Consider the following 23,497-nt stretch of genomic DNA (forward strand, 5'->3'; position numbering starts at 1 on the left):
TAAGGTATGCCTTTATTATAAGAGAAGTCCGCAAAGAAAACATTGTACCAAAGTCTGAAATAAGAAAAATTTATAGTTTCGGCACGCCATTAGTTTTAGGAGGCTTTTTTATCTGGGTGACGTTTTTTTGTGCGCTTCACTTGCCAACGATTGACGATCTTTTCAACCACACTCGTCATCATGAAGCCTCCGGCGATCGCCCCAGCAGTGATAACCACGATCATCAGATTTTCAAAGCCGACAAAGTTGTCTCCTAAAGCAAATTCTCGAACGGCTTTATAGGCAGGTCCACCCGGTACGAGGGGAACGAGACTAGGAATGTTAAAAATGATCATAGGCATTTTTTTTCTGCGGGAAAAAAAGATGCTGACGCAACCGACAGCAAATGCGGCTAAAAAGTTGGCGCTACCTAAACCATAGCCAATCGTTTTTAATGACCAATAGATCATCCAGCCAACGGTTCCGGCAATGCCTGTGGCAACCAAAGCTCTTTTAGGAATATTAGTCAAAATGCCAAAGGTCACGGTGCTTAAAAAGCTGAAGGAAAGGTGAATAAAAATCGTCATGAGATCCCTCCAAATAAGGTGAAGACCGTGGCGATGCCGACACCGATCGCGGCAGCTGTGAAAATGGCTTCAGTACCTCGGGCGGTTCCGCTGATGAGATGGCCCGCCAAGATATCGCGAAAGGAATTGGTGATCGCTACACCAGGAACTAAGGGCATGACGGCACCGATAATCAAATTATCGACGTTTTGTGCGACATGAAGGGAGACCGCTAAGACAGACAAAGTACCGATTAGTAAAGAGGCGCAAAACATATCCAAAAAGCGGATATCGATCACTTTCTTGACCCAATACGCGCATAAAAATCCCAGACAGCCAATAATGAAGGTCGGTAGAAAGTCAAACCAAGCACCGCCAAAAATAATCATTAAGGTACTGCTGACTACACCAGCACTAAGGACCTGCAGCCAGTAGGGGAAACTTGGTGTTGTCGGATTGACCTTTTTTAATGCCTCGTGCAGTTCCGCTAAAGAAATTTTCTTTTCTGCATAAGCACGAGAGAGTCCGTTAACGGCAACGATTTTTTCGAGATTGATGACTCGATCATGGACATTTTCTACTTGCGCATAGTGACTGCTGCGCAAACCCATAAAAAGACCAGTTGCTGTTACATAACTAATACTACCTTGCTCCCCAGCGTTGGCTGCAATTCGATTCATTGTATCTTCTACTCGATAGACTTCCGAGCCGTTTTCCATCATGATTTTTCCTGCTAATAAGCAGGTCTCCAATAATAGCTCTTTTGATTCAGCCATTTCCAAACCCCTTTTTCAATCGAATTTGCGCACTACAATCTTAGTGTACAATTTCAGCGAGTTTTCAACAAGAAAGAAAAGTAGATTTGAAAAATAACTAGCAACCTATACGCAGGATTTTTTGTGATAAGTGAAAGGAGAGGCACTTCTCTTTATTCGTAAAGATTCATGTTTAATGAACAAAGTGAATAGAAATAAGATAACGGATGGAGTGTTTTATTTTAAAAAAATGAATAACTCGGTTACAATTAAATAAATAAAAAAAGGGGGATTTATTGATGCGAAGGAAGGTCTATACAAGAGAACACATTTTGAAGGCCGCTTATGAACTGATCAATAGAGAAGGTTTTGGCAACTTTACGGCACGGAATATCGCTAAGCACATGGGAATTTCTACTCAACCAATTTATCTTGAGTTCGAAAATATGCAGGACTTAAAAAATACTTTGGTAGAGGCTGTTTTCAAAGATTTATCGGAAAATGTTTTTCCAGTTGTTCGAACAGGAGACAAACTTGTTGATTTAGGCCTGAATTATATACGCTTCGCGCAAGAGCAGCACAATCTCTACATCGCCCTTTTTATCGATGATTATGGCGGTGGGAAATTGATGCATGATTTTTCATCCACCTATTTCAAATCCTTGATCAAATCAGAAGAAAAATATGCAGATCTATCCGAAGATGCGATAAATGCACTACATAATGGCGCATGGATCGTTGTGACTGGTTTGGCTTCCTTAATGTCGGCGGGTATCATCACACCCACCGATGACCAAATCATCAAAATCATCAACGAGACGATCGAAGGCGTAATCGAAAAGAAAGAAAACTATATTTTCGATTAAAGAATAAAAAATCTGTATCCATTTCTATTTTGGATGCAGATTTTTCTTGACATTTTTTGTGAAACTAGCGAAAATAACTGTTATGGAGAGTTGGCAGAGTGGTAATGCAGCGGACTCGAAATCCGCCGACCCGGTTCATCCCGGCGCGCAGGTTCAAATCCTGTACTCTCCTTATACCAACGCTTTAGAGCGTTTAGCCTATCTTTCGAGATAGGCTTTTTTGTTTGTTATGGGCAGAGAAGATAATTGACTGCCGAGCTTGATCGATAACCATCTGAAAAAACCTCAGTTTACACTCAATCGGGAAATCAACAGAAATACACTAATTCGCTGAACCCCTTTTTGCTTGTGGTCCTCTACAACAAACGAAAAGAATCAATCGGGCAAACGTGTTAAGGCGTATTCAATTTGTTCAGAAGTAAAGCCTTCATAGGAAAGTTGGTTCCTCACACGCTCATCTGATAAGGATAAATTTTGCGAGTAGCGAAGCGCTTTTTTCAATGCTTGCTCATTCCAATCGGCATTCACGGTGGCTACGGCAAAGTCTGCGGCGCTCTCAGAAAAGTCTTCATAGAGTAGTTGGCGTTTCACGCTCGACTGAGAAAACGCGCTGCTGGATAAGTATCTTTCTGCACGATTCAGTGCATTTCTTTGTTCCCGGGAAAGCTGAGGTGTATGTTGCTCGTTATTCGCGGGTTCTTCTTGTTGCGCGCTACTTGCTTCTTTCTTGCCAGCTGTTTGTTCTCCTTGTGGTTTTTCCTTTGAAGCAGCGGCATCGCCAAAGGATTCATTTTTCTTTGATTCGTTACGTAAAGAAAGGCTTACTTGCGCAGTGATGCTATCGAAAGACGTCACCTCCTGATAGATGGACAAGCCACCATAAGAAAACAAGGCAATAAAAGCGGAAGCGACAATGATCAAAACATTTCGATCTCGTTTTGCATTTTGTTTTACAAGACCAATATAAAATAAGATAATGCCAAAAATGAAACAGAACACGCCAAGCAAAAACGAGATGGCAAAAAGCGTAGCCATAAATATCACTCCTAAGATAAATAGTTCCTAAAAACTAATCATACTATGGAGGTGGTCTGAAGTCAGATTCGTCTTTTCATAAGTAGAGAAAAAGCATGATTTGACAACTGTAACGTGTATGCTATTAATGGATCATTCATATGTATCAAAGAAGTGACGCTCAAGAATTACTGGTGAAATTGCTAGTAAACGAAATGAAAGTACAGTTGTATCAGTAGGAGGGAAGAAGATGGATTTTGAAGAAAAAGATTACTTTATGCGTTACACAAAAATTGCGGCACAGGGATTGAGCAAATTTATTACGCAAGGATTTGTTGATGAAATCTTACTGCTGGATGAACAGCAAAGCGGTCAAAAGCAAGAAACGGATACTAAAAAAGACAAAAGCGAGCCAAAAAACAAGAAAGCACCTAGCTAATTTTTTCCTTAGCGAGGTGCTTTCAGTACGAATCGGTATCCTTCATTTGGATGAACTCCTTATGCAGTTTTTTTCAATTCTTGTACAGCTTGCTCGATCGTAATTCCAGTCGCAAAATGATTCGCATCTTTTTTATCGAAAACGATAAATAAATTCAATTTGGTATCCAGAGTTACACGATATTGTAGATCTGTGTTATAGAATGTCATAGTCATTCTCCTTTCTTAAAACTTGTCATTGAAAGGCAACGGTTAGTTGATAACGAAATTCCATAGTTAGAATAACACTTTTTTTCACAATAGTCCAATAAAACTATCAAACGAACAAATCTGACTGATTATTTTCAGGAAATCAATGCTGAGAATGGAAGCAAAAGAAGTTTGCTAGAGTCAGTAAATTCGGGAAAAGTATCTTTGTATATTTTCAGAAAAAGAGAATTCATAAAAAATTTCTTAAGAATTTTGAGGATAGCTATTTTCTTAGATAACAAATTTGTAAGATTGAGAGTATGAGATGATTGGAAACCTTGATATCATAAGGTTTATCTTCAAGTTGTGTTTTGTGCAAAAATATATTGATTGTATTTTTTTGAAAAAGAGATCGTATCTCTTGAATTCTATGGTATGATTTACTTTAGAAAAATGAAAATGGATTATGAAAACGGATGTGAAAATATGTGCGGAATTGTCGGCTTTGTCAATTCAAAAGACCAAAAAGAAATCATTATTGAACGCATGATGGACCGGATCGTTCATCGCGGACCAAACAGTTCAGGGAAATTTACCGACGACCGAGTGGCATTAGGGTTTCGTCGTTTATCGATCATCGACTTAGAAGGTGGCTCACAACCAATTTTTAATGAGGATCGAACAAAAGTCATTATTTTTAATGGGGAAATCTATAACTTTCAAGTGTTGCGGGAAGAATTGATCCAAGCGGGCCATGTCTTTTCTACCCATGCGGATACCGAAGTAGTCTTACATGGCTATGAAGAGTGGGGCATTGATGTCTTGCAGCGCCTGCGGGGAATGTTTGCGTTTGCCATCTGGGATACTCAAAAACAAGAGCTTTTCGGCGCGCGGGATCACTTTGGCATCAAACCGTATTACTATGCGCAAATGAACGGCAGTTTCCTGTTTGGTTCTGAAATCAAGAGTTTTTTGCCTCATCCAGATTTCAAGAAAGAGTTGAACCAAGAGGCGTTGAAACCTTATTTGACCTTCCAATACTCGCCTTTGAACGGAGAAACCTTCTTTAAAGGCGTTCATCGTTTGCAAGAAGGGCATTATTATTTGTTTAATGAACAAGGATTGACGATCAAGCAGTATTGGGATGCAGATTTTTCAGTGAAAGAAAATCATTCAAGAGAAGAATGGGTCGACAAAATCGATCAAGCAGTCCAAGAATCGATTGCCGCTCATCAAATCAGTGATGTTGAAGTCGGCTCATTTTTATCCAGTGGTGTCGATTCAAGTTATGTGGCCTCGGTCTTGCGACCAGATCGCTCGTTTTCAATCGGATTCGATGACAAAACCTATAACGAAGCGATCGAAGCCCGCAAATTGACGGAAAAACTCGGTTTGAACAACACAGCAGCGGTCATCGATGGTGAAATGTCCTTCGAGGCATTTCCGCTGATTCAGTATCACTTGGACGAACCAGATTCTAACCCAAGCTGTGTCCCTTTGTACTTTTTAGCCAATCTGGCAGCACAGCAAGTGCGAGTCGTTCAATCTGGGGAAGGGGCAGATGAATTATTTGCCGGTTATGCTGCTTATGGCTTCCACACAAACTCTAAAGCGGTGCGCGTTTTTGCCCAAGGGTTGAAAAAATTGCCACAAAACATCCGCTTTCGTTTGGGACGTCAAATCGGCAAAATGAAAAACTTCCATGGTCGAATCCATCTTTATGAAGCAACGGCACCTGCCCAAGACTTCTTTATCGGGCAAGCACTGGTCTTTGAAGAAGAGGAAGCACTGCAGCTTTTAAAACCAACGTATCAAAAAGGACCCTCTGTTGCTGAAATCGTTGCGCCTCATTACGAGAAAGTCAATGGTCTCAAAGACGAGGTCAATAAGATGCAGTATTTGGATCTTCATCAGTGGATGCCAAAGGATATCTTGTTAAAAGCAGACAAAATGTCCATGGCGAGTTCCTTGGAATTACGCGTTCCTTTATTGGATATTGAGATGCAAAAGCTGTCGCAAACAATCCCGACGAAATATTTGATCAATCAAAACAACACCAAAGATGTGTTTCGACAAGCGTCAAACCGTCATTTGCCAAAAGAGTGGGCAAACCGTGAAAAACTCGGCTTTCCTGTACCTATCAAGGCATGGCTGAAAGAAGGAACAGGGTATGAAGCAGTCAAGAGCCTTTTTGAGTCAGACTTTGCGGCAACCTTCTTCGATCAAACAGCCATTTTACAAATGCTTGAAGACCATCGCCAAGGAAAACCGAATCTTCAGCGAAAAATCTGGACGATCTTTACGTTCTTGACCTGGTACAAAGTATTCTTTATTGATGAATCGATTCCAGAAGCCAAAGAAATCGTTTATGAAACACTTTGATTTGAATATGGCAGCAAAAAAAAGCTGATGCGGACATCCCGCATCGGCTTTTTTTATAGACCTAAATATTTTTCCAAGTAATCGACCATGCCATCTTCCGCATTGGTTTTGTCGGTAACATCATTGGCGATCGATTTTAATTGTTGCGTGCCATTCGCCATGGCAACGCCCCAGCCCGCATAATCTAGCATCTCCAAATCGTTGTGTTCATCACCAAAAGCGATGATATCTTGTCGATCCAAAGACAAAGAATCCGCGATCACCGAAAGACCAAGTGCTTTATGGACCCCTTTTGGTACGATCTCTAAGATAGCTTGAGGTCCGCCCCATGTTCGAACATCGACCGCATCGTCGAATTGATCCTTGATACGTAAAGAAACAGATTCTGCTAATTCATTTTCGGTTTTCACCAGTAATGAAGTGGGGTCCGTTTTTAAATTTGCTAATAGATTTTTTTCGGAAGCATTGCCCGAAAAGAAAAAGTGTTGATCAAATCCACTTAGGTCATCAATGAAAAAGGTTTCGCGATTTTCTGCTGCCACAAACGTCAGCCCCAACTGCTCTTTTTGCGCCATGAGCTCAAACGCAATTTCTCGAGAGATCGAGTGCTCCATTTCATTTGCCCAGACTTGTCGAGGTTTATGGACCAACCCGCCGTTAAAATTGACCATTGGTGTTGTGAGCGCCAATTCTTTATAGAACTGATCGCTCATACGAAAAGGTCTTCCTGTAGCGATGGTAACAAAGTGTCCCGCTTTGGTGGCGCGAACCAGTACCTCACGTGTGCGAGGGGAAAGTTGGGATTCAGTATTTAAGGTTGTGCCATCTAAATCAATGGCGATGATTTTTGGTTTCAAAAGACTCGCTCCATTCTCTTATGGTAGTGGCTTAAGTGTAACATATTTCTGTCATTTCACAATACAAGTAAGTTTTCGATAAGTTTTCATAATAGTTACAAAGCAAAACACGAACATTAAACGTTTTTGGTTCGTTTTATTCGGAAAAAGGTTTGAAAAGCGAAAATTATTCCCTTATAATTTGTAATTGTTCGATGAAAAGCGCAATTATTCATTTTTTCTTTTCATAGAAACGATTAAAGTTCAGGAGTGAAACATAACATGGAAAAGTTTTTCAAATTAAAGGAGAATAAAACGACGGTTTCCACAGAAGTGATGGCTGGGGTCACCACCTTCTTCGCGATGAGTTATATTTTGTTTGTGAATCCGACGATTTTATCTGCTGCAGGCATGCCGTTTCAAGCTGTTTTCTTAGCAACGATCATCGCTTCAGTGATTGGTACCCTGATCATGGGCTTATTTGCAAATGTGCCTTACGCGCAAGCACCTGGAATGGGACTTAATGCATTCTTCACCTTTACCGTCGTTTTTGGTTTGGGGTATACGTGGCAGCAAGCATTAGCGATGGTTTTCATCTGCGGCTTGATCAACATTTTTATCACGGTCACTCGTATCAGAAAAATGATCATCCATGCGATTCCAGAAAGCATGCAGCATGCAATTGGCGGCGGGATCGGGATCTTTGTGGCTTATGTAGGGATCAAAAATGCCAACTTGCTAAACTTCAGTGCAGACACTGCCGCAGTGACTGGTTCAGTTGTCGACGGTGAGACGATCGTGAGTGCCAATTTTAATGGGGGGATCGTCCCAGCTTTGGCGAATTTCAATAATGCACCTGTTTTGTTAGCAGTGATTGGTTTAGTAGTGACTACTTTATTAGTGGTGAAAAATGTTCGTGGGGCAATTATTTTTGGTATTTTAGGAACGACGATCATCGGTATTTTGATGGGTGTGGTGGATTTAAGTGCCATTGATTGGCACGGGAATTCATTAGGAAGTTCCATCAGCGAACTAGGCATCACATTTGGCGCTGCGTTTGGCTCTGAAGGAATGGGCTCACTATTCAGTGACTCTGCCAAAATCCCTCAAGTAATCATGACGATTTTAGCGTTTAGCTTATCAGATGTCTTTGATACGATCGGTACCTTTATCGGGACTGGACGTCGTACAGGGATCTTTTCGAAAAAAGATGAAGAAGCGGTTGAAAACAGTAACGGGTTGAACACGAAGATGGATAAAGCCCTTTTTGCAGATGCCGTAGCCACTTCTGTAGGTGCCATCGTAGGGACCTCAAATACAACGACTTATGTGGAATCAGCAGCTGGTATTGGTGCTGGTGGACGCACGGGCTTGACTTCTGTTGTAGTGGCAGCACTCTTTGCAATCAGCAGTATCTTTTCTCCACTGATCTCAATCGTTCCCGCACAAGCGACAGCACCAGCGTTGATCTTAGTTGGGGTAATGATGATGGCTTCGTTTGCAGACATCAAGTGGACCGATCTAGAAGAAGCAGTTCCCGCTTTCTTCGCGTCTATTTTTATGGGCTTGTCTTACAGTATTTCCAACGGGATCGCTGTTGGTTTCATTTTCTACGCATTAGTGAAAGTAGTGAAAGGAAAAGCCAACGAAGTGTCTCCGATCATCTGGGTAGTCAATGCGTTGTTTATCCTAAACTTTGTCATTTTGGCTTTGATCAGTTAAGTTTAATGAAGAAAATCTTTCTGTATGTTACCTGCAGAAAGATTTTTTTATTTGATTATTACTCACGATACGGTATAGTATTTGTGAAAGAAGGTTTGTAAATGAAGATTGATTGGAAACGAAATCTACTGATTTCATGGGTAGGTTGTTTTTTTACGGGTGCCAGTTTTAGTCTTGTCATGCCATTCATTCCCTTATATATAGAAGAGTTAGGCGCTCCAGAGAGTCAAATTGAGTTGTTTTCTGGATTAGCAATCTCAGTAACGGCGTTTGCGGCGGCTATCATTGCTCCAGTATGGGGAAATCTAGCAGATCAAAAAGGTCGTCGTTTAATGATGATTCGCGCGGCTGCGGGGATGACAGTGACGATGGGGTCTTTGGCTTTTGTACCGAATGTCTATTGGTTGTTGATCATGCGATTCTTTACTGGAATTTTATCGGGGTATATTCCCAATGCGACTGCATTGATTGCTTCGCAGGCGCCTCGAGAAAAAAGCGGTTGGGCGCTTGGGACATTGGCTACAGGAGCCATCGCAGGTAATTTGATCGGTCCTTCCATGGGTGGGGCGTTGGCGCAATGGTTCGGTATGAAAAATGTTTTTATCATTACTGGTGTTGTGCTGCTAATTACGCTCTTGCTTACGATTTTTCTCGTTCAAGAAGATTTTGAGCCGGTTGAAAAGGGCGATTTGCTGTCCATCAAAGAAATTTTTGGTCAAATCAAAAATATGCAGCTGCTTGTCGGTTTGTTTATTACGTCACTGATTTTACAGCTAGGTGTAACGAGTATCAGCCCGATCCTCACGTTATATATTCGTGATTTAAGCGGGAATAGTGGCAATATTTTGTTTGTCAGCGGATTGATCGTCTCTGTTGCGGGTGTTTCGGCAATCATCTCTTCACCATTTTTAGGCAAAATCGGTGATCGTTACGGCAATCACAAGGTATTGTTAGGCGGTTTATTGCTGTCATTTTTCTGTTTCATTCCGATGGGCTTTGTCTCCACACCGTTTCAGTTGGGCGTGCTGCGCTTCTTGCTTGGTTTTTCGACGGGTGCGTTGATGCCGTCGATCAACACACTGATCAGCAAGATCACCCCGATGGAAGGGGTCAGCCGCATCTACAGCTACAACCAAATGTTCTCTAACTTTGGACAAGTGTTAGGTCCGATGGTCGGCTCAACGGTGGCAGCTGGCTTTGGTTATCCCGCCGTCTTTTGGGTAACTAGCGGGTTTGTACTGATCAATATTTTTATCTCAGGATTTAATTTCCGTAAAAGCTTGCGTAAAACGGACATCAGTGAATAGTTGAAAAGAAAAAAAAACCAGTTACAATAAGGGTAACTGGTTTTTTTTTAATGGCTTGTCTTTTCAGGCGCTGGTGCGATAATACCAACAAGAATGATCACCACACCTGTGACCAAAGAGATGATTGAAGTTAATTGAAAATCATAAGTTGCTCCAGCAAGTGAGCTGCCTAGATAGCCAACGACTTGACCTAATACAAAAGTCCAAAATAAAGTGACTAAGTAACGCATGACGACACCTCTTTTCTGCGTATCTTCCATTTCGACTTTAGTTTATCACAAAAATATTTATTGTAAAGATTCTCACTTTTTCATTTTGTTTTTCAAATCTAATTACTAGCAGAAAGAAAGAGAATTTTCATTTTTGGAGGGATTTCAATGTATTCACAGCTCACCACCTTAAGCGCCTATTCGTTGCTGCAAAGTACGATCAAAATTCCTCACTATATAGAGCAAGCCAAAAAGATGGGCTATCAGACGTTGGGTCTGACCGATCATAATGTTCTCTATGGCGCGGTCGAGTTTTATCAGCAATGCCTAGCACAGGGCATCAAGCCGATTTTTGGCGCTTTGTTCGACTGTACCTTCGGAGAGGGATCAATGTCCTTTCCGTTGTACGTATTTGCAAAAAACCTCAAGGGCTATCAAACCTTGATGCGTTTATCAAGTGAAAGAATGATCACCGAGCAGTTGAATTTGGCTGCTTGTGATTCTTTGCAGGACCTCTTTGGTTTGCTGCCTGAAGGCGAGGGGTTTCTGCCTTCTCAGCACGATGATCTAGAAGCCAATCAAGAAGCACTGCGAGCAATCAGCCATAAATTTGATTCTGAGAGCTTGTTTTTAGGTATTACTAGCAAGGGGCTAGATCCAGAAACGATCGCTTGGTTTAACGAGCAAAACATTGCACCATGTGCCTATCAACCAATCGCGGCTTTAGCACAAGAAGAAGCCTTTGCAGTCAAAGTGATGACGCATATCAAAGAGGGCTCGCAAATTGAAGACTTTCGTCAGGCTAAAGAGCAAGGGGCTGCGCAGCTTTTTCTACAACCAGCAGACCAACTGACCGCGGCATTTGAAGAATGGTCGCAGGCATTGATGAATAATCAGCGGATTGCAGCTGAATGCGCCGTCGAGCTGCCGCTGCATCAGCGGCTGTTGCCTCATTACCCGCTACCAGCCGAAGAAAGCGCTGCGGACTATTTGCGGAAAATTTGTTTTGAGCGTCTGCCTCAGCGTGTTGCCCACGTTACATCGGCGTACGAACAGCGTTTGGATTATGAGTTGTCTGTCATCCATAAGATGGGCTTTGATGACTATTTCTTGATTATTTGGGACGTCATGGACTTTGCCCACCAACAAGAGATCGTTACCGGCGCTGGACGGGGATCGGCTGCTGGCGCACTGGTGGCATATGTTTTATCGATCACCGACGTGGATCCAATCAAATACGATCTTTTGTTTGAACGATTCTTGAATCCAGAACGTTACACGATGCCTGATATTGATTTAGACATTCCTGACAATCGCAGAGACGAGATTTTACAGTATGTGCGCCAAAAATACGGGCAAGAATATATGGCACAGATTGCGACGTTTGGCACCATGGCGGCCAAAATGGTTCTGCGAGATGTTTCTCGTGTCTTTGGTCTTTCGCAAAGTGAAGCCAATCGCTGGTCAAAAGCCATCCCCAATGCCTTGAAAATGACCTTAGATCTTGCTTATGAACAATCCAATCAGCTGCGAGAATTGGTGTCGTTTAATGAGCGAAACCACGTAATGTTTCAAGTCGCCAAAATTTTAGAAGGCTTGCCACGTCACGTATCGACTCATGCCGCTGGTGTGGTGATCAGTGACAAGAATTTGCTTGATCTGGTTCCCTTACAAGAAGGCAGCGATGGGATCTGGCTGACCCAATTCACCATGAATGACGTAGAAGCCATCGGCCTATTGAAGATGGACTTTTTAGGCTTGAGAAACTTATCGATCATTGATAATACCTTGAAAGGCATTAAACGAATCAGCCAACAAATCGTTACCCAAAAGGAGATTCCTCTTGATGATACAGCAACATTGCGCTTGTTTCAAAAAGGCGAGACCGCAGGGATCTTCCAATTTGAATCAGCGGGGATACGCAATGTGCTGCGTAAGTTAGGACCAGAAAGCATCGAGGATATTGCCGCAGTCAATGCCTTGTATCGTCCAGGACCGATGCAAAATATCGATACCTTTATTAAGCGGAAAAAAGGACAAGAGCGTGTCTCTTATCCAGATGACAGCTTGATTCCGATTTTGCAAAACACTTACGGAATCATTGTCTACCAAGAGCAGATCATGCAGGTAGCTTCCAAAATGGCTGGTTTCAGCTTAGGACAAGCAGATATTTTGCGTCGAGCAATCAGTAAAAAGAAAAAAGACGTCTTGGATGAGGAACGTCGTCATTTTGTGCAAGGCGCCTTAGCCAATCAGTACGATGAAAAGACCGCCAATTTGGTCTATGACTATATCGAGCGGTTCGCCAATTACGGGTTTAATCGATCCCATGCGTTTGCCTATTCCTTTATCGGCTTTCAAATGGCCTATCTGAAGGTACACTATCCCGCACCATTTTTTGCTTCGATCCTACACTCGGTACGCAACACCGCCAGCAAAATGAAAGAATATTTAAATGAAGCCGCACGTTATGGCGTAGAAGTACTGCCGCCTTCGATCAATGCCAGTGGGTTTAGTTTTCAACTGCAAAATGAAAAACAAATTCGTTTTGGTTTCAGCAGTATCAAAGGAATCCGACGCGACATGATCCAAGACATTTTGGCAGAAAGAAAAGAGCATGGTAATTTCACGTCTATGGATCAATTTTTGCTTCGCTTGAATCAGCGTAACAGCAAATGGTTAAAATTGGATTATTTATTGCCGCTTTTGAGCATCGGCGTATTCGATGGGATCGCCCCCAATCGAAAACAAGCACTGATCCAGCTAGAAGGAAAGATCCAAAACATTACTTATAGTGGTGGGAGTTTGGATCTCTTAGAAACTATGGCATTAAAAGAAGAAGCCGTTGCCGATTACAAACTAGAAGAAAAACTGGCTTTGGAAGAAGAATACTTAGGTGTTTATTTGTCTGGCCATCCCGTGGAACAGTTTCAAAAATTGCACCAATTAAAACAAATCACTGATATTGCCGATCTGGTTCCGAATGAACGGGTGCGTATCCTTTTATATGTGCGCAAGATTCGAGAGATTCGAACGAAAAAGGGCGAACAAATGGCGTTTGTTGAAGGAACAGATGCCAGCAAAGAAGTGTCAGTAACGATTTTTCCCATCGTTTATCGACAAGTACGTTCCTTGATTGAAGAAAATGCTGTTCTTTATATCGAAGGAAAGGTCGAGGTAAGTCGTTACAATGGTGAAATCCAACTCATTGCTGATAAAATAGACTTAGCAGAAAACGTTCAAAATAAAATTGCGTCACAAACTTGTTACTTAAAGATTTCTGCTGAAGCTGAAACGTCGCACCTGCAAGCATTGTCGAAGGAAATGAAGCAGCATCACGGAAATATTCCAGTGGTGATGTTCTATGAAAGCAGTGGCAAAAAAGTGTTATTGGCAGAAGAAAACTGGGTAACGGATGAGCCGAACTTTGTCAAACAACTGATCGCATTATTAGGAAATGGAAATGTAATTTTCAAGTAATTTTCCGAAAACGGTAATTCAACTTACACTTTTTTCAACTTTTTCCCACTATTTCAAGACATTTTCATGGAATAATGGTAGAATATGTCTCGTGGTTATTACTTGAAAACTAGCAAACAGGGGCTTCCCTAAACAAAATCTTTTGATGAGGTGAAAGAATAATGAAACGCATTGGAATTCTAACCAGTGGCGGCGATGCACCAGGAATGAACGCAGCGATTCGCGCAGTTGTCAGAAAGGGTATTTTTGACGGACTTGAAGTATACGGAATCAACTATGGCTATGCCGGACTAGTCGCAGGCGACATTCGTCGCTTAGATGTTGCTGATGTTGGTGACAAAATTCAACGTGGTGGAACATTCTTATATTCAGCACGTTATCCAGAATTTGCGACACAAGAAGGACAATTAAAAGGAATCGAACAATTAAAGAAATTTGGTATCGAAGGACTAGTCGTGATTGGTGGAGATGGATCTTACCATGGTGCGATGGCACTTACTCGCCACGGTTTCCCAGCGATCGGGATTCCAGGAACGATCGATAATGACATTCCAGGAACAGATTTCACGATTGGTTTTGATACAGCGATCAATACTGTCTTGGAATCGATTGACCGGATCCGTGATACAGCGACATCCCATGTCCGCACATTCGTGATCGAAGTAATGGGTCGTGGTGCTGGCGATATCGCTTTATGGTCAGGTGTGGCCGGGGGTGCGGATGAAATCATCATCCCAGAACATGATTTTGACATGCAAGTTGTTGCTGATCGTATCCGTGAAGGACGCGACCGCGGGAAAAAACATTGCTTGATCGTTTTAGCCGAAGGTGTGATGGGCGGAAATGAATTTGCTGACAAACTTTCTGAATACGGCGATTTCCATACCCGTGTATCCATTCTAGGACACGTTGTCCGGGGTGGTTCACCAAGCGCTCGTGACCGTGTGTTAGCAAGTAAATTTGGTTCATATGCCGTTGAATTATTGCAACAAGGCAAAGGCGGTCTATGTATCGGTATCGAAAACAATGAAATGATTGCTTCTGATATCATCGATACCCTTGAAAACAATCGTCACAAACCAGATCTTAGCTTGTATAACTTGAACAAAGAAATCTCATTCTAAAGAGATTTTTAAAGCAACGCAACAGTAATTTTGTAAAAAAAGCTTATTAGCTATTTTAAATAAATGAATAGGAGCGTTTAGTAATGAAAAAAACAAAGATCGTAAGTACATTAGGACCAGCAAGTAACAGTGTGGAAATTATTTCTCAACTGATTGAAGCCGGTGCGAATGTCTTCCGCTTTAACTTCTCTCATGGAGATCATGAAGAACAATTAGCGCGTATGACAATGGTTCGTGAAGCCGTAAAGAAAACTGGTAAAGATGTCGGTATCCTTTTAGATACAAAAGGTGCTGAAATCCGTACAACTGTACAAAATACGACAGAAGCAGACTTTGGTCGTGCTGGATACATCCAATTCAACGTTGGCGATGAAACACGTATTTCAATGGATCCAGAACACAAAGGAACAAAGGAAAAAATTGCTGTAACTTATCCTGGTTTATTTGAAGATGTTCATGTGGGCGGACACATCTTGTTTGATGATGGCTTGATCGACATGGAAATCAAAGAAAAAGACGAAGCAACCCGTGAATTAGTGGTTGTCGTTAAAAATGCTGGAATGTTAGGATCACGTAAAGGGGTCAATGCTCCTGGCGTATCAATCAGCTTACCTGGTATTACTGAAAAAGATGCAGAAGATATCCGTTTTGGTCTTGATAACGATATCGACTTCATTGCCGCTTCATTTGTACGTAAAGCGCAAGACGTTTTAGAAATTCGTGAAATTTTAGAAGAAAAAGACATGACTCATGTGCAAATCTTCTCTAAAATCGAATCACAAGAAGGTATCGATAATATCGATGAAATCATCAAAGTTTCTGATGGTATCATGGTTGCCCGTGGTGACATGGGTGTTGAGATCCCTGCTGAAGAAGTACCAATGGTTCAAAAGAGCATCATCAAAAAATGTAACGCTGCTGGTAAATCAGTTATCACAGCAACACAAATGTTAGAATCAATGCAACAAAACCCACGTCCAACTCGTGCAGAAGCTTCTGACGTTGCCAATGCTGTCTTTGACGGTACTGATGCAACAATGCTTTCTGGTGAGTCAGCAAACGGTGACTACCCTGTTGAAGCAGTAGCAACAATGGCACGTATCGACGTGGAAGCAGAAAAAGCTTTATCAGAAAACAGCACTTTCCAAATCAACCAATTTGATAAAACAGATGTAACGGAAACAATTGGTTTATCTGTTGCTCGTGCAGCGAAAAACTTAGGGGTTAAAACAATCGTTGCTGCCACTGAATCTGGCTACACTGCAAAAATGATCTCTAAATATCGTCCAGATGCTGACATTTTAGCTGTTACATTTGACGAACGCACAAAACGCGGCTTGATGCTTAACTGGGGTGTGTACCCAACCGTTGCTGAAAAACCATCAACAACTGATGAAATGTTTGAATTAGCAGCAAAACAAGCAGTTGATTTAGGCTTTGCTAAAGAAGGCGATCTAATCTTGATCACTGCCGGTGTTCCTGTTGGTGAACGCGGAACAACCAACGTAATGAAGATCCAATTGATTGGATCAAAATTGCTTGAAGCGCAAGGAATTGGTGAAAAATCAGTTGTTGCCAATGCCGTGATCGCTCACAGTGCCGAAGAAGCAATTGCGAAAGCAAAAGATGGCATGATTTTAGTTGTACCAACAACAGATAAAGAATATATGCCAGCAATCGAAAAAGCAGCAGCTTTAGTTGTTGAAGATGGCGGCTTGACTTCTCATGCAGCAGTTGTCGGAATCGCGAAAGATCTACCAGTGATCGTTGGTGCCAAAGACGCAACAACAACCATCAAAGATGGCGAATTGGTTACTCTTGATTCTCGTCGCGGTATCGTTTATCGTGGAGAAACAACAGCGATCTAATGATTTTTAACGATTGATCAAGCAACAGGCAAGTGCACGTTGTGCGCTTCCTGTTGTTTTTTTGAGAGTGTCGAAATCCCTTGAGAAAAGGCATTAAAATGACACGATCAAAAATGAAAAAGGTGTCAAGAAAATTTCATTGACAAAGCCTCAGAAGCCCTGTATAATTGCTTTTGTTGCTTAGGGGTGATAAAAATGAAATGGTCTTTATTGGAATTAAAAAAATACCAAGAGACACCGCTGATGTTTGAAGAAACACTTGACCTAAAAAGTCAACTGATAAAACGCGATGGACAGATCATTGATTTGTCTCCTGTAAAAGTAAAAGGGCTGATGAGTGTTGATAAGCAAGGATACTTGCTGCACTATCAAGTGGAAACGACGATGACATTGCCATCTACTCGTTCTTTGACACCCGTAGCGATTCCTTTTGATTTTTCAGTGGATGAACAATTCATGACACCAGAGCAATTTCAGCGTCGCGACGAAACGATCGTTGAAGAAGAAGTTTTGATCATTGAAGGTCAAACCATCAGCTTAGATGAATCGGTCGCTGATAACCTATTACTTGCGATTCCTTTGCAAGTCCTGACAGAAGAAGAAAAACAAGGTTCAGCAATGCCATCTGGCAACGATTGGGCTGTTTTGTCAGAAGAAGACTTTGCAAATCAAAAAGAAGCGCAAGCTCAACAAGTTGATCCTCGTCTTGCAAAATTATCCGAATTATTCAATGAATCAGATGACGATAACGCGTAGGATTGGAATAAATTGCAGCCTCAAGGTTGCGTTCATTAACAAGGAGGTGTAGCAAAATGGCAGTACCAGCTAGAAAAACTTCGAAAGCGAAGAAAGCAAAACGTCGTACACATTACAAATTGACAATCAACGGTTTGAACGAATGTGCAAACTGTGGTGAAATGAAAAAAAGCCACCATGTCTGCTCTAACTGTGGTCATTACGATGGCAAAGACGTAGCAACAAAAGAAGCATAATTCCTTTTTTTCAGAAAGAGGATTCTAAAACCTTAGGCTAACCATGGAGCCTGAGGTTTTTTTGTTTTTTTTGGAAAAGATGGAACTTTTCAGAAATATTTTTTGTCCATCGAAAGAGAATAGTTCAAAAGCAGGTACATTTGCGCTATAATGAAAAAGATAATTGAATCTTAGGAGGATGAAAGATGACAAAACAACAAATCGGCGTTGTCGGTATGGCTGTTATGGGCAAAAACTTAGCGTTGAACATCGAAAGCCGCGGTTATTCAGTTGCCTTATTTAACCGTACTGGTTCAAAGACAGAAGAAGTAGTAAAAGAACATCCAGATAAAAATTTTAAAGCAACTTATACGATAGAAGAATTTGTCCAATCAATTGAAAAACCACGTCGTATTTTATTAATGGTAAAAGCAGGATTTGCGACGGATGCTACGATCCAAGAACTATTGCCTCATTTAGACAAAGGCGATATTTTGATCGATGGCGGAAATACCTTCTTTAAAGATACCGTTCGTCGTAACGAAGAGTTGGCAAACTCAGGAATCAACTTTATCGGTACGGGTGTTTCTGGTGGGGAAGAAGGCGCCTTGAAAGGTCCTTCAATCATGCCTGGTGGTCAAAAAGAAGCATATGAATTGGTTGCACCGATCTTGGAACAAATTTCAGCAAAAGCTGAAGATGGTACACCTTGTGTAACTTATATTGGACCAAATGGTGCAGGCCATTACGTAAAAATGGTTCATAATGGGATCGAGTATGGCGACATGCAGCTGATTGCGGAGTCTTATGACTTGATGCAAAACATTTTAGGTCTATCTGTTGATGAAATGGCTGATATCTTTGCCGAATGGAACAAAGGTGAATTGGATAGCTACCTAATTGAGATCACAGCGGATATCTTGACACGTAAAGACGATCAAGGAACAGGCAAACCGATCGTTGATGTGATCTTAGATGCTGCAGGCAATAAAGGAACTGGGAAATGGACGAGCCAAAGTGCCTTAGACCTAGGTGTTCCATTACCATTGATCACTGAATCTGTTTTTGCTCGCTATATCTCAGCTTACAAAGAAGAACGGGTCAATGCCAGCAAAGTATTACCGAAACCAGAAGCGGTTGCTTTTGAAGGGAACAAAGAAGAATTTATCAATAAGATCCGTGAAGCCTTATACTTCAGTAAAATCATGAGCTATGCACAAGGTTTCGCGCAATTACGTACAGCATCAAAAGAGTACGATTGGGATCTTCCTTTTGGTGAGATTGCCAAAATTTGGCGTGCAGGCTGTATCATCCGTGCGCAATTTTTACAAAAAATCACGGATGCTTATGACAAGAATGCTGACATCGAAAACTTATTATTAGATGATTACTTCAAAGACATCACGAAACGCTATCAATCTTCTGTACGTGAAGTAGTTGCGCTAGCTGTCCAAGCGGGTGTCCCTGTGCCGACGTTCTCCTCTGCGATCGCGTACTTTGATTCGTATCGTTCTGATCGTTTGCCAGCGAACTTGATCCAAGCACAACGGGATTACTTCGGCGCGCATACGTATGAACGGACAGATAAAGAGGGAATTTTCCATTATTCATGGTATGACGAAGCGTAAGCTTTAAGAGAATCCAAAAGAGAAAGGCCGAAAGTGAGAACTTTCGGTCAATCTCTTTTTTATTTTTTAGATACATGATAAAATAAGACAGATAATGTCTATTTTAAAGGCAGAATAATCAATAAAGGGGCTATCAATAATGAGTAATATTCTAATCATTGAAGATGAAAAGAACTTAGCTCGATTTGTGGAATTAGAATTGAAGCATGAAGGGTATAATACCGAAGTTCATTACAACGGACGGACGGGACTGGATGCTGCGCTGAATAATGAATGGGATGCAATCTTATTGGATCTAATGCTTCCAGAGCTAAATGGGTTAGAAGTTTGCCGACGTGTGCGTCAATCGAAGAACACCCCGATCATCATGATGACCGCGAGAGATTCTGTGATTGATCGAGTATCAGGTTTGGATCATGGTGCTGATGATTATATTGTGAAGCCTTTTGCAATTGAAGAATTGCTGGCACGCTTACGTGCGTTGCTTCGCCGTATCGATATCGAAGGGGACAAAAACGTCGCAAAACAAACCACGATCACTTACCGTGATCTAACGATTGAAAAAGAAAACCGTGTCGTTCGACGTGGAACAGATGTCATTGAACTAACAAAACGCGAATATGAGCTATTGTTGACTTTAATGGAAAACGTCAATGTCGTTTTAGCCAGAGATGTTTTATTAAACAAAGTATGGGGCTATGAGACAGAAGTTGAAACCAACGTTGTCGATGTTTACATCCGCTACTTACGAAATAAAATTGATGTGCCAGGGGAGGAAAGCTATATCCAAACCGTTCGTGGTACAGGTTATGTGATGCGGTCGTGAACCTTAAAAAAAGAATGAAAAAATTAAAAGAACTGAAGGGGCCTTCTTTAACTGTAAAGTGGGCCTTCGCAAGTTCTTTCTTTATATTCGTCGTATTTACGATCTTTGCTGTGATCACCTATAAAACATCGGTGAATTTGATCGTCGCTAAAGAAGAAAACAATGTGGAGCGGACGATGTCAGAGGTTGCTTCTCGTTTAGCCAATTCGGATCAAGAACTAACATTGGTTCGAACATATCGTAATTTAACCAAAAATGATGCGGGGACGACGAGCATTTATGATCGCACTTCAACGATCGATGGCAACTTAATGAAAATCGATTCCTTTATTTCGGAATTAGGGCAAGCGCCGTTGAGCTTGTTTGTTTATAATTTGAATGAGGATCTTGTGTTTAAAACACATGAAAATGATTTAGCACTGATCGACACGCAGCGCAAAGCGCCAACCATCGTAACGCTGGATGGTATCACAGGCTTTCTCTCGATCCAACCCATCTATTCAAAAGGCACCAGAGAGCGGATTGGCTATGCACAAACATTTTATGAATTGACTTCTTTTTACGAAATACGCAGCAAACTGCTGCTGACTTTGATTATCTTAGAAGTCGTTTCTCTGATTCTTAGTAGTGTGCTTGGGTTCTTTTTATCAGCGTATTTCCTTCAGCCGTTAAAGGTTTTGCGAGATACGATGGAAACTGTTCGGAAAAACCCACAGTCAACGGTGCATATGCCAGAATTAAATACGAATGATGAACTGTCTGATTTAGCAGATATCTTTAACGAAATGCTGGATCGCATGCGCCTATACATTGAACAGCAAGAGCGATTCGTCGAAGACGTTTCTCATGAGTTGCGAACGCCTGTGGCGATCATTGAAGGACATATGAATCTGTTGCAGCGTTGGGGAAAAGACGATCCAGAGATTTTGGATGAGTCTCTGGCAGCCAGTATGCAAGAGATCAGTCGGATGAAGACGCTAGTACAGGAAATGTTGGATCTCTCAAGAGCGGAACAAGTGGATGTTCATTATGCAAATGAAACAACCAATGCAAAAGAAGTTGTCTATCAAGTCTTCAATAACTTTAAAATACTGTATCCGGATTTTGTTTTTACATTGGATGATGACTTATACCATGAGTTGAAGCTGAAAATCTATCGCAATCATTTTGAACAGATCATTATTATTGTTTTGGATAACGCAGTGAAATATTCCACTGATCGAAAAGAAGTTCATCTATCCATTTCGTTGGATCGGCAATCCTTTGAAATTGCCATTCAAGACTTTGGTGAGGGAATCTCCAAAGAAGACCTCGACAAGATCTTTAATCGTTTCTATCGGGTAGATAAAGCCCGTGCTAGAACCAAAGGCGGAAACGGGCTAGGGCTATCTATTGCGAAACAGTTATTGGAAAGCTATAAAGGAAAAATTTCAGCAGAGAGTGTCATCGGTCAAGGAACGATCTTTCGAATCTATATACCGATCGTTCAATCAGAAGATCGGACGAAAAGAGAACGTTAGGCGAAAAGCTTAAGTTCTCTTTTTTTATCCATTAATGATAGATTTAGCCGCAAAATACTTCTTATAAACGAACGTTCGAATCGTTTGACAATGAATAATTCGCTTATAAAAATAGTTGTCAAAAAGCCTATTTTTTTAGTTGATTTTTCCTTTAAGAATTGCTATATTATTACTTGTCCTTGTTAAGATATTTGTAACAATCACTGATTGATCTATTTTTAAAATAGTTGTTGACGAAACAATTTACAAGTGTTATTATAACAAAGTCGAAAAAATATCATCTCTGAAAAACCTGATAAATCAAAAAAACTTTTCAAAAAAGTGTTTGACATATAACGTTTGAGATGGTAATATAAAAAAGTCGCTGAGGTTAAGAAAGAAGTTAAATAACAACTTCTTGAAAAAAACTTTTAAAAAAGAGTTGACAATCAAACGTCGCTCTGATATGATATAAAAGTTGCTAACACAGCACGGTAGACCTTTGAAAACTGAACAAAGCAAGCAAACGAACCAATGTGTAGGACGTTTCAATTTATTGAAACAAATACATGCAAGCAATAGCTAGCAAAGTTAATTTTTATGAGCTTAATGACCGTATGGTCATTCAAACAAATCATTATGAGAGTTTGATCCTGGCTCAGGACGAACGCTGGCGGCGTGCCTAATACATGCAAGTCGAACGCTTTTTCTTTCACCGGAGCTTGCTCCACCGAAAGAAAAAGAGTGGCGAACGGGTGAGTAACACGTGGGTAACCTGCCCATCAGAAGGGGATAACACTTGGAAACAGGTGCTAATACCGTATAACACTATTTTCCGCATGGAAGAAAGTTGAAAGGCGCTTTGCGTCACTGATGGATGGACCCGCGGTGCATTAGCTAGTTGGTGAGGTAACGGCTCACCAAGGCAACGATGCATAGCCGACCTGAGAGGGTGATCGGCCACACTGGGACTGAGACACGGCCCAGACTCCTACGGGAGGCAGCAGTAGGGAATCTTCGGCAATGGACGAAAGTCTGACCGAGCAACGCCGCGTGAGTGAAGAAGGTTTTCGGATCGTAAAACTCTGTTGTTAGAGAAGAACAAGGATGAGAGTAAAATGTTCATCCCTTGACGGTATCTAACCAGAAAGCCACGGCTAACTACGTGCCAGCAGCCGCGGTAATACGTAGGTGGCAAGCGTTGTCCGGATTTATTGGGCGTAAAGCGAGCGCAGGCGGTTTCTTAAGTCTGATGTGAAAGCCCCCGGCTCAACCGGGGAGGGTCATTGGAAACTGGGAGACTTGAGTGCAGAAGAGGAGAGTGGAATTCCATGTGTAGCGGTGAAATGCGTAGATATATGGAGGAACACCAGTGGCGAAGGCGGCTCTCTGGTCTGTAACTGACGCTGAGGCTCGAAAGCGTGGGGAGCGAACAGGATTAGATACCCTGGTAGTCCACGCCGTAAACGATGAGTGCTAAGTGTTGGAGGGTTTCCGCCCTTCAGTGCTGCAGCAAACGCATTAAGCACTCCGCCTGGGGAGTACGACCGCAAGGTTGAAACTCAAAGGAATTGACGGGGGCCCGCACAAGCGGTGGAGCATGTGGTTTAATTCGAAGCAACGCGAAGAACCTTACCAGGTCTTGACATCCTTTGACCACTCTAGAGATAGAGCTTCCCCTTCGGGGGCAAAGTGACAGGTGGTGCATGGTTGTCGTCAGCTCGTGTCGTGAGATGTTGGGTTAAGTCCCGCAACGAGCGCAACCCTTATTGTTAGTTGCCATCATTTAGTTGGGCACTCTAGCGAGACTGCCGGTGACAAACCGGAGGAAGGTGGGG

Annotated in this window: 19 protein-coding genes, 1 tRNA gene and 1 rRNA gene (1 of these 21 cut by a window edge); 15 read left to right on the top strand and 6 right to left on the bottom strand. The window is 41.8% G+C overall.

Features of this window, described 5'->3' with window-relative positions; translation table 11 throughout:
• Positions 1-95: 95 nt before the first annotated feature.
• Together CO692_RS12880 and CO692_RS12885 are read right to left on the bottom strand one after the other, a co-directional pair.
• The gene (locus CO692_RS12880; protein ID WP_077454203.1) at positions 96-566 is read right to left on the bottom strand and encodes a threonine/serine exporter family protein; all 471 of its coding nucleotides are present in this window, start codon (positions 564-566) and stop codon (positions 96-98) included.
• Complete coding sequence (locus CO692_RS12885) at positions 563-1,321, bottom strand: threonine/serine exporter family protein (protein ID WP_077454202.1); 759 nt, start codon at positions 1,319-1,321, stop codon at positions 563-565. The genes CO692_RS12880 and CO692_RS12885 overlap by 4 nt, the downstream gene beginning before the upstream one ends.
• A 278-nt stretch (positions 1,322-1,599) precedes the next feature.
• Between CO692_RS12885 and CO692_RS12890 the strand changes: the two genes are divergently transcribed.
• Both CO692_RS12890 and CO692_RS12895 read left to right on the top strand, forming a co-directional pair.
• Positions 1,600-2,166 (top strand): TetR/AcrR family transcriptional regulator, encoded by a 567-nt coding sequence (locus CO692_RS12890; RefSeq protein WP_005237185.1) that lies wholly within the window; start codon positions 1,600-1,602, stop codon positions 2,164-2,166.
• 84 nt (positions 2,167-2,250) lie between these two features.
• Positions 2,251-2,338, top strand: a tRNA-Ser gene (locus CO692_RS12895).
• Positions 2,339-2,541: 203 nt separating this feature from the next.
• On the opposite strand, the gene CO692_RS12900 is transcribed toward CO692_RS12895, so the two are convergent.
• Positions 2,542-3,201, bottom strand: coding sequence for an Ltp family lipoprotein (locus CO692_RS12900; protein WP_096742400.1), 660 nt, complete (start codon positions 3,199-3,201; stop codon positions 2,542-2,544).
• Positions 3,202-3,430: 229 nt separating this feature from the next.
• On the opposite strand from CO692_RS12900, the gene CO692_RS12905 reads away from it, so the two are divergent.
• Positions 3,431-3,619, top strand: a complete 189-nt coding sequence (locus tag CO692_RS12905; protein WP_096742401.1) for a hypothetical protein — start codon at positions 3,431-3,433, stop codon at positions 3,617-3,619.
• A gap of 59 nt (positions 3,620-3,678) precedes the next feature.
• On the opposite strand, the gene CO692_RS17735 is transcribed toward CO692_RS12905, so the two are convergent.
• Positions 3,679-3,828, bottom strand: a complete 150-nt coding sequence (locus tag CO692_RS17735; RefSeq protein WP_005229155.1) for a hypothetical protein — start codon at positions 3,826-3,828, stop codon at positions 3,679-3,681.
• Between the two features lie 465 nt (positions 3,829-4,293).
• Here CO692_RS17735 and asnB point away from each other — a divergent pair, with 465 nt between their 5' ends.
• Entirely contained in the window at positions 4,294-6,189 is a 1,896-nt protein-coding gene (gene asnB / locus CO692_RS12910) for an asparagine synthase (glutamine-hydrolyzing) (RefSeq protein ID WP_096742873.1), read from the top strand.
• A 53-nt stretch (positions 6,190-6,242) separates the two neighbouring features.
• Here asnB and CO692_RS12915 read toward each other — a convergent pair whose 3' ends face one another.
• Positions 6,243-7,046: a Cof-type HAD-IIB family hydrolase gene (locus tag CO692_RS12915; RefSeq protein WP_005229159.1), complete on the bottom strand. Its 804-nt coding sequence runs from the start codon at positions 7,044-7,046 to the stop codon at positions 6,243-6,245.
• Between the two features lie 261 nt (positions 7,047-7,307).
• Between CO692_RS12915 and CO692_RS12920 the strand changes: the two genes are divergently transcribed.
• Both CO692_RS12920 and CO692_RS12925 read left to right on the top strand, forming a co-directional pair.
• Entirely contained in the window at positions 7,308-8,747 is a 1,440-nt protein-coding gene (locus CO692_RS12920; protein ID WP_005237180.1) for an NCS2 family permease, read from the top strand.
• A gap of 101 nt (positions 8,748-8,848) precedes the next feature.
• Complete coding sequence (locus CO692_RS12925; protein WP_005231893.1) at positions 8,849-10,054, top strand: multidrug efflux MFS transporter; 1,206 nt, start codon at positions 8,849-8,851, stop codon at positions 10,052-10,054.
• A gap of 47 nt (positions 10,055-10,101) precedes the next feature.
• Here the strand turns inward: CO692_RS12925 and CO692_RS12930 are convergent, their stop codons facing one another.
• On the bottom strand, positions 10,102-10,284 hold the full coding sequence (locus CO692_RS12930) for a YjzD family protein (RefSeq protein WP_008377814.1): 183 nt from the start codon (positions 10,282-10,284) through the stop codon (positions 10,102-10,104).
• Between the two features lie 147 nt (positions 10,285-10,431).
• On the opposite strand from CO692_RS12930, the gene dnaE reads away from it, so the two are divergent.
• The 9 genes from dnaE to CO692_RS12975 all read left to right on the top strand — a co-directional run.
• A complete protein-coding gene (gene dnaE, locus CO692_RS12935; RefSeq protein WP_096742402.1) occupies positions 10,432-13,743 on the top strand; it encodes a DNA polymerase III subunit alpha in 3,312 nt (1,103 codons plus the stop codon).
• A gap of 161 nt (positions 13,744-13,904) precedes the next feature.
• Positions 13,905-14,867, top strand: a complete 963-nt coding sequence (pfkA, locus tag CO692_RS12940) for a 6-phosphofructokinase (RefSeq protein ID WP_081117192.1) — start codon at positions 13,905-13,907, stop codon at positions 14,865-14,867.
• A gap of 83 nt (positions 14,868-14,950) precedes the next feature.
• Positions 14,951-16,735 (top strand): pyruvate kinase, encoded by a 1,785-nt coding sequence (pyk, locus tag CO692_RS12945; protein WP_005229179.1) that lies wholly within the window; start codon positions 14,951-14,953, stop codon positions 16,733-16,735.
• 195 nt (positions 16,736-16,930) lie between these two features.
• Positions 16,931-17,491 (top strand): YceD family protein, encoded by a 561-nt coding sequence (locus CO692_RS12950; RefSeq protein ID WP_010749661.1) that lies wholly within the window; start codon positions 16,931-16,933, stop codon positions 17,489-17,491.
• A 56-nt stretch (positions 17,492-17,547) separates the two neighbouring features.
• Entirely contained in the window at positions 17,548-17,727 is a 180-nt protein-coding gene (gene rpmF, locus CO692_RS12955; protein WP_005229191.1) for a 50S ribosomal protein L32, read from the top strand.
• Between the two features lie 185 nt (positions 17,728-17,912).
• Positions 17,913-19,334, top strand: a complete 1,422-nt coding sequence (gene gndA, locus CO692_RS12960; RefSeq protein ID WP_005229192.1) for an NADP-dependent phosphogluconate dehydrogenase — start codon at positions 17,913-17,915, stop codon at positions 19,332-19,334.
• A gap of 139 nt (positions 19,335-19,473) precedes the next feature.
• Positions 19,474-20,160, top strand: a complete 687-nt coding sequence (locus CO692_RS12965; protein WP_005229193.1) for a response regulator transcription factor — start codon at positions 19,474-19,476, stop codon at positions 20,158-20,160.
• A gap of 14 nt (positions 20,161-20,174) precedes the next feature.
• Positions 20,175-21,680 carry a HAMP domain-containing histidine kinase gene (locus CO692_RS12970; protein WP_034696083.1) on the top strand — a complete coding sequence of 502 codons (1,506 nt, stop codon included), beginning with the start codon at positions 20,175-20,177 and terminating at the stop codon, positions 21,678-21,680.
• A gap of 614 nt (positions 21,681-22,294) precedes the next feature.
• Positions 22,295-23,497: ribosomal RNA gene (locus CO692_RS12975) — 16S ribosomal RNA — on the top strand; it runs 355 nt beyond the window's last position.

The sequence above is a fragment of the Enterococcus sp. FDAARGOS_375 genome (genome assembly GCF_002393265.1).
GTDB classification, from domain to species: domain Bacteria; phylum Bacillota; class Bacilli; order Lactobacillales; family Enterococcaceae; genus Enterococcus_D; species Enterococcus_D innesii.

What these genes read in the sequence shown, in the direction of transcription:
- CO692_RS12925 (WP_005231893.1), top strand. Translation starts at nt 8,849, where the DNA reads ATGAAGATTGATTGGAAACGAAATCTACTGATTTCATGGGTAGGTTGT.
- CO692_RS12930 (WP_008377814.1), bottom strand. Translation starts at nt 10,284, where the DNA reads ATGCGTTACTTAGTCACTTTATTTTGGACTTTTGTATTAGGTCAAGTC.
- CO692_RS12950 (WP_010749661.1), top strand. Translation starts at nt 16,931, where the DNA reads ATGAAATGGTCTTTATTGGAATTAAAAAAATACCAAGAGACACCGCTG.
- CO692_RS17735 (WP_005229155.1), bottom strand. Translation starts at nt 3,828, where the DNA reads ATGACATTCTATAACACAGATCTACAATATCGTGTAACTCTGGATACC.
- CO692_RS12885 (WP_077454202.1), bottom strand. Translation starts at nt 1,321, where the DNA reads ATGGCTGAATCAAAAGAGCTATTATTGGAGACCTGCTTATTAGCAGGA.
- dnaE (WP_096742402.1), top strand. Translation starts at nt 10,432, where the DNA reads ATGTATTCACAGCTCACCACCTTAAGCGCCTATTCGTTGCTGCAAAGT.
- gndA (WP_005229192.1), top strand. Translation starts at nt 17,913, where the DNA reads ATGACAAAACAACAAATCGGCGTTGTCGGTATGGCTGTTATGGGCAAA.
- asnB (WP_096742873.1), top strand. Translation starts at nt 4,294, where the DNA reads ATGTGCGGAATTGTCGGCTTTGTCAATTCAAAAGACCAAAAAGAAATC.
- rpmF (WP_005229191.1), top strand. Translation starts at nt 17,548, where the DNA reads ATGGCAGTACCAGCTAGAAAAACTTCGAAAGCGAAGAAAGCAAAACGT.
- CO692_RS12905 (WP_096742401.1), top strand. Translation starts at nt 3,431, where the DNA reads ATGGATTTTGAAGAAAAAGATTACTTTATGCGTTACACAAAAATTGCG.
- CO692_RS12920 (WP_005237180.1), top strand. Translation starts at nt 7,308, where the DNA reads ATGGAAAAGTTTTTCAAATTAAAGGAGAATAAAACGACGGTTTCCACA.
- CO692_RS12900 (WP_096742400.1), bottom strand. Translation starts at nt 3,201, where the DNA reads ATGGCTACGCTTTTTGCCATCTCGTTTTTGCTTGGCGTGTTCTGTTTC.
- CO692_RS12890 (WP_005237185.1), top strand. Translation starts at nt 1,600, where the DNA reads ATGCGAAGGAAGGTCTATACAAGAGAACACATTTTGAAGGCCGCTTAT.
- CO692_RS12970 (WP_034696083.1), top strand. Translation starts at nt 20,175, where the DNA reads ATGAAAAAATTAAAAGAACTGAAGGGGCCTTCTTTAACTGTAAAGTGG.
- pfkA (WP_081117192.1), top strand. Translation starts at nt 13,905, where the DNA reads ATGAAACGCATTGGAATTCTAACCAGTGGCGGCGATGCACCAGGAATG.
- CO692_RS12880 (WP_077454203.1), bottom strand. Translation starts at nt 566, where the DNA reads ATGACGATTTTTATTCACCTTTCCTTCAGCTTTTTAAGCACCGTGACC.
- CO692_RS12965 (WP_005229193.1), top strand. Translation starts at nt 19,474, where the DNA reads ATGAGTAATATTCTAATCATTGAAGATGAAAAGAACTTAGCTCGATTT.
- pyk (WP_005229179.1), top strand. Translation starts at nt 14,951, where the DNA reads ATGAAAAAAACAAAGATCGTAAGTACATTAGGACCAGCAAGTAACAGT.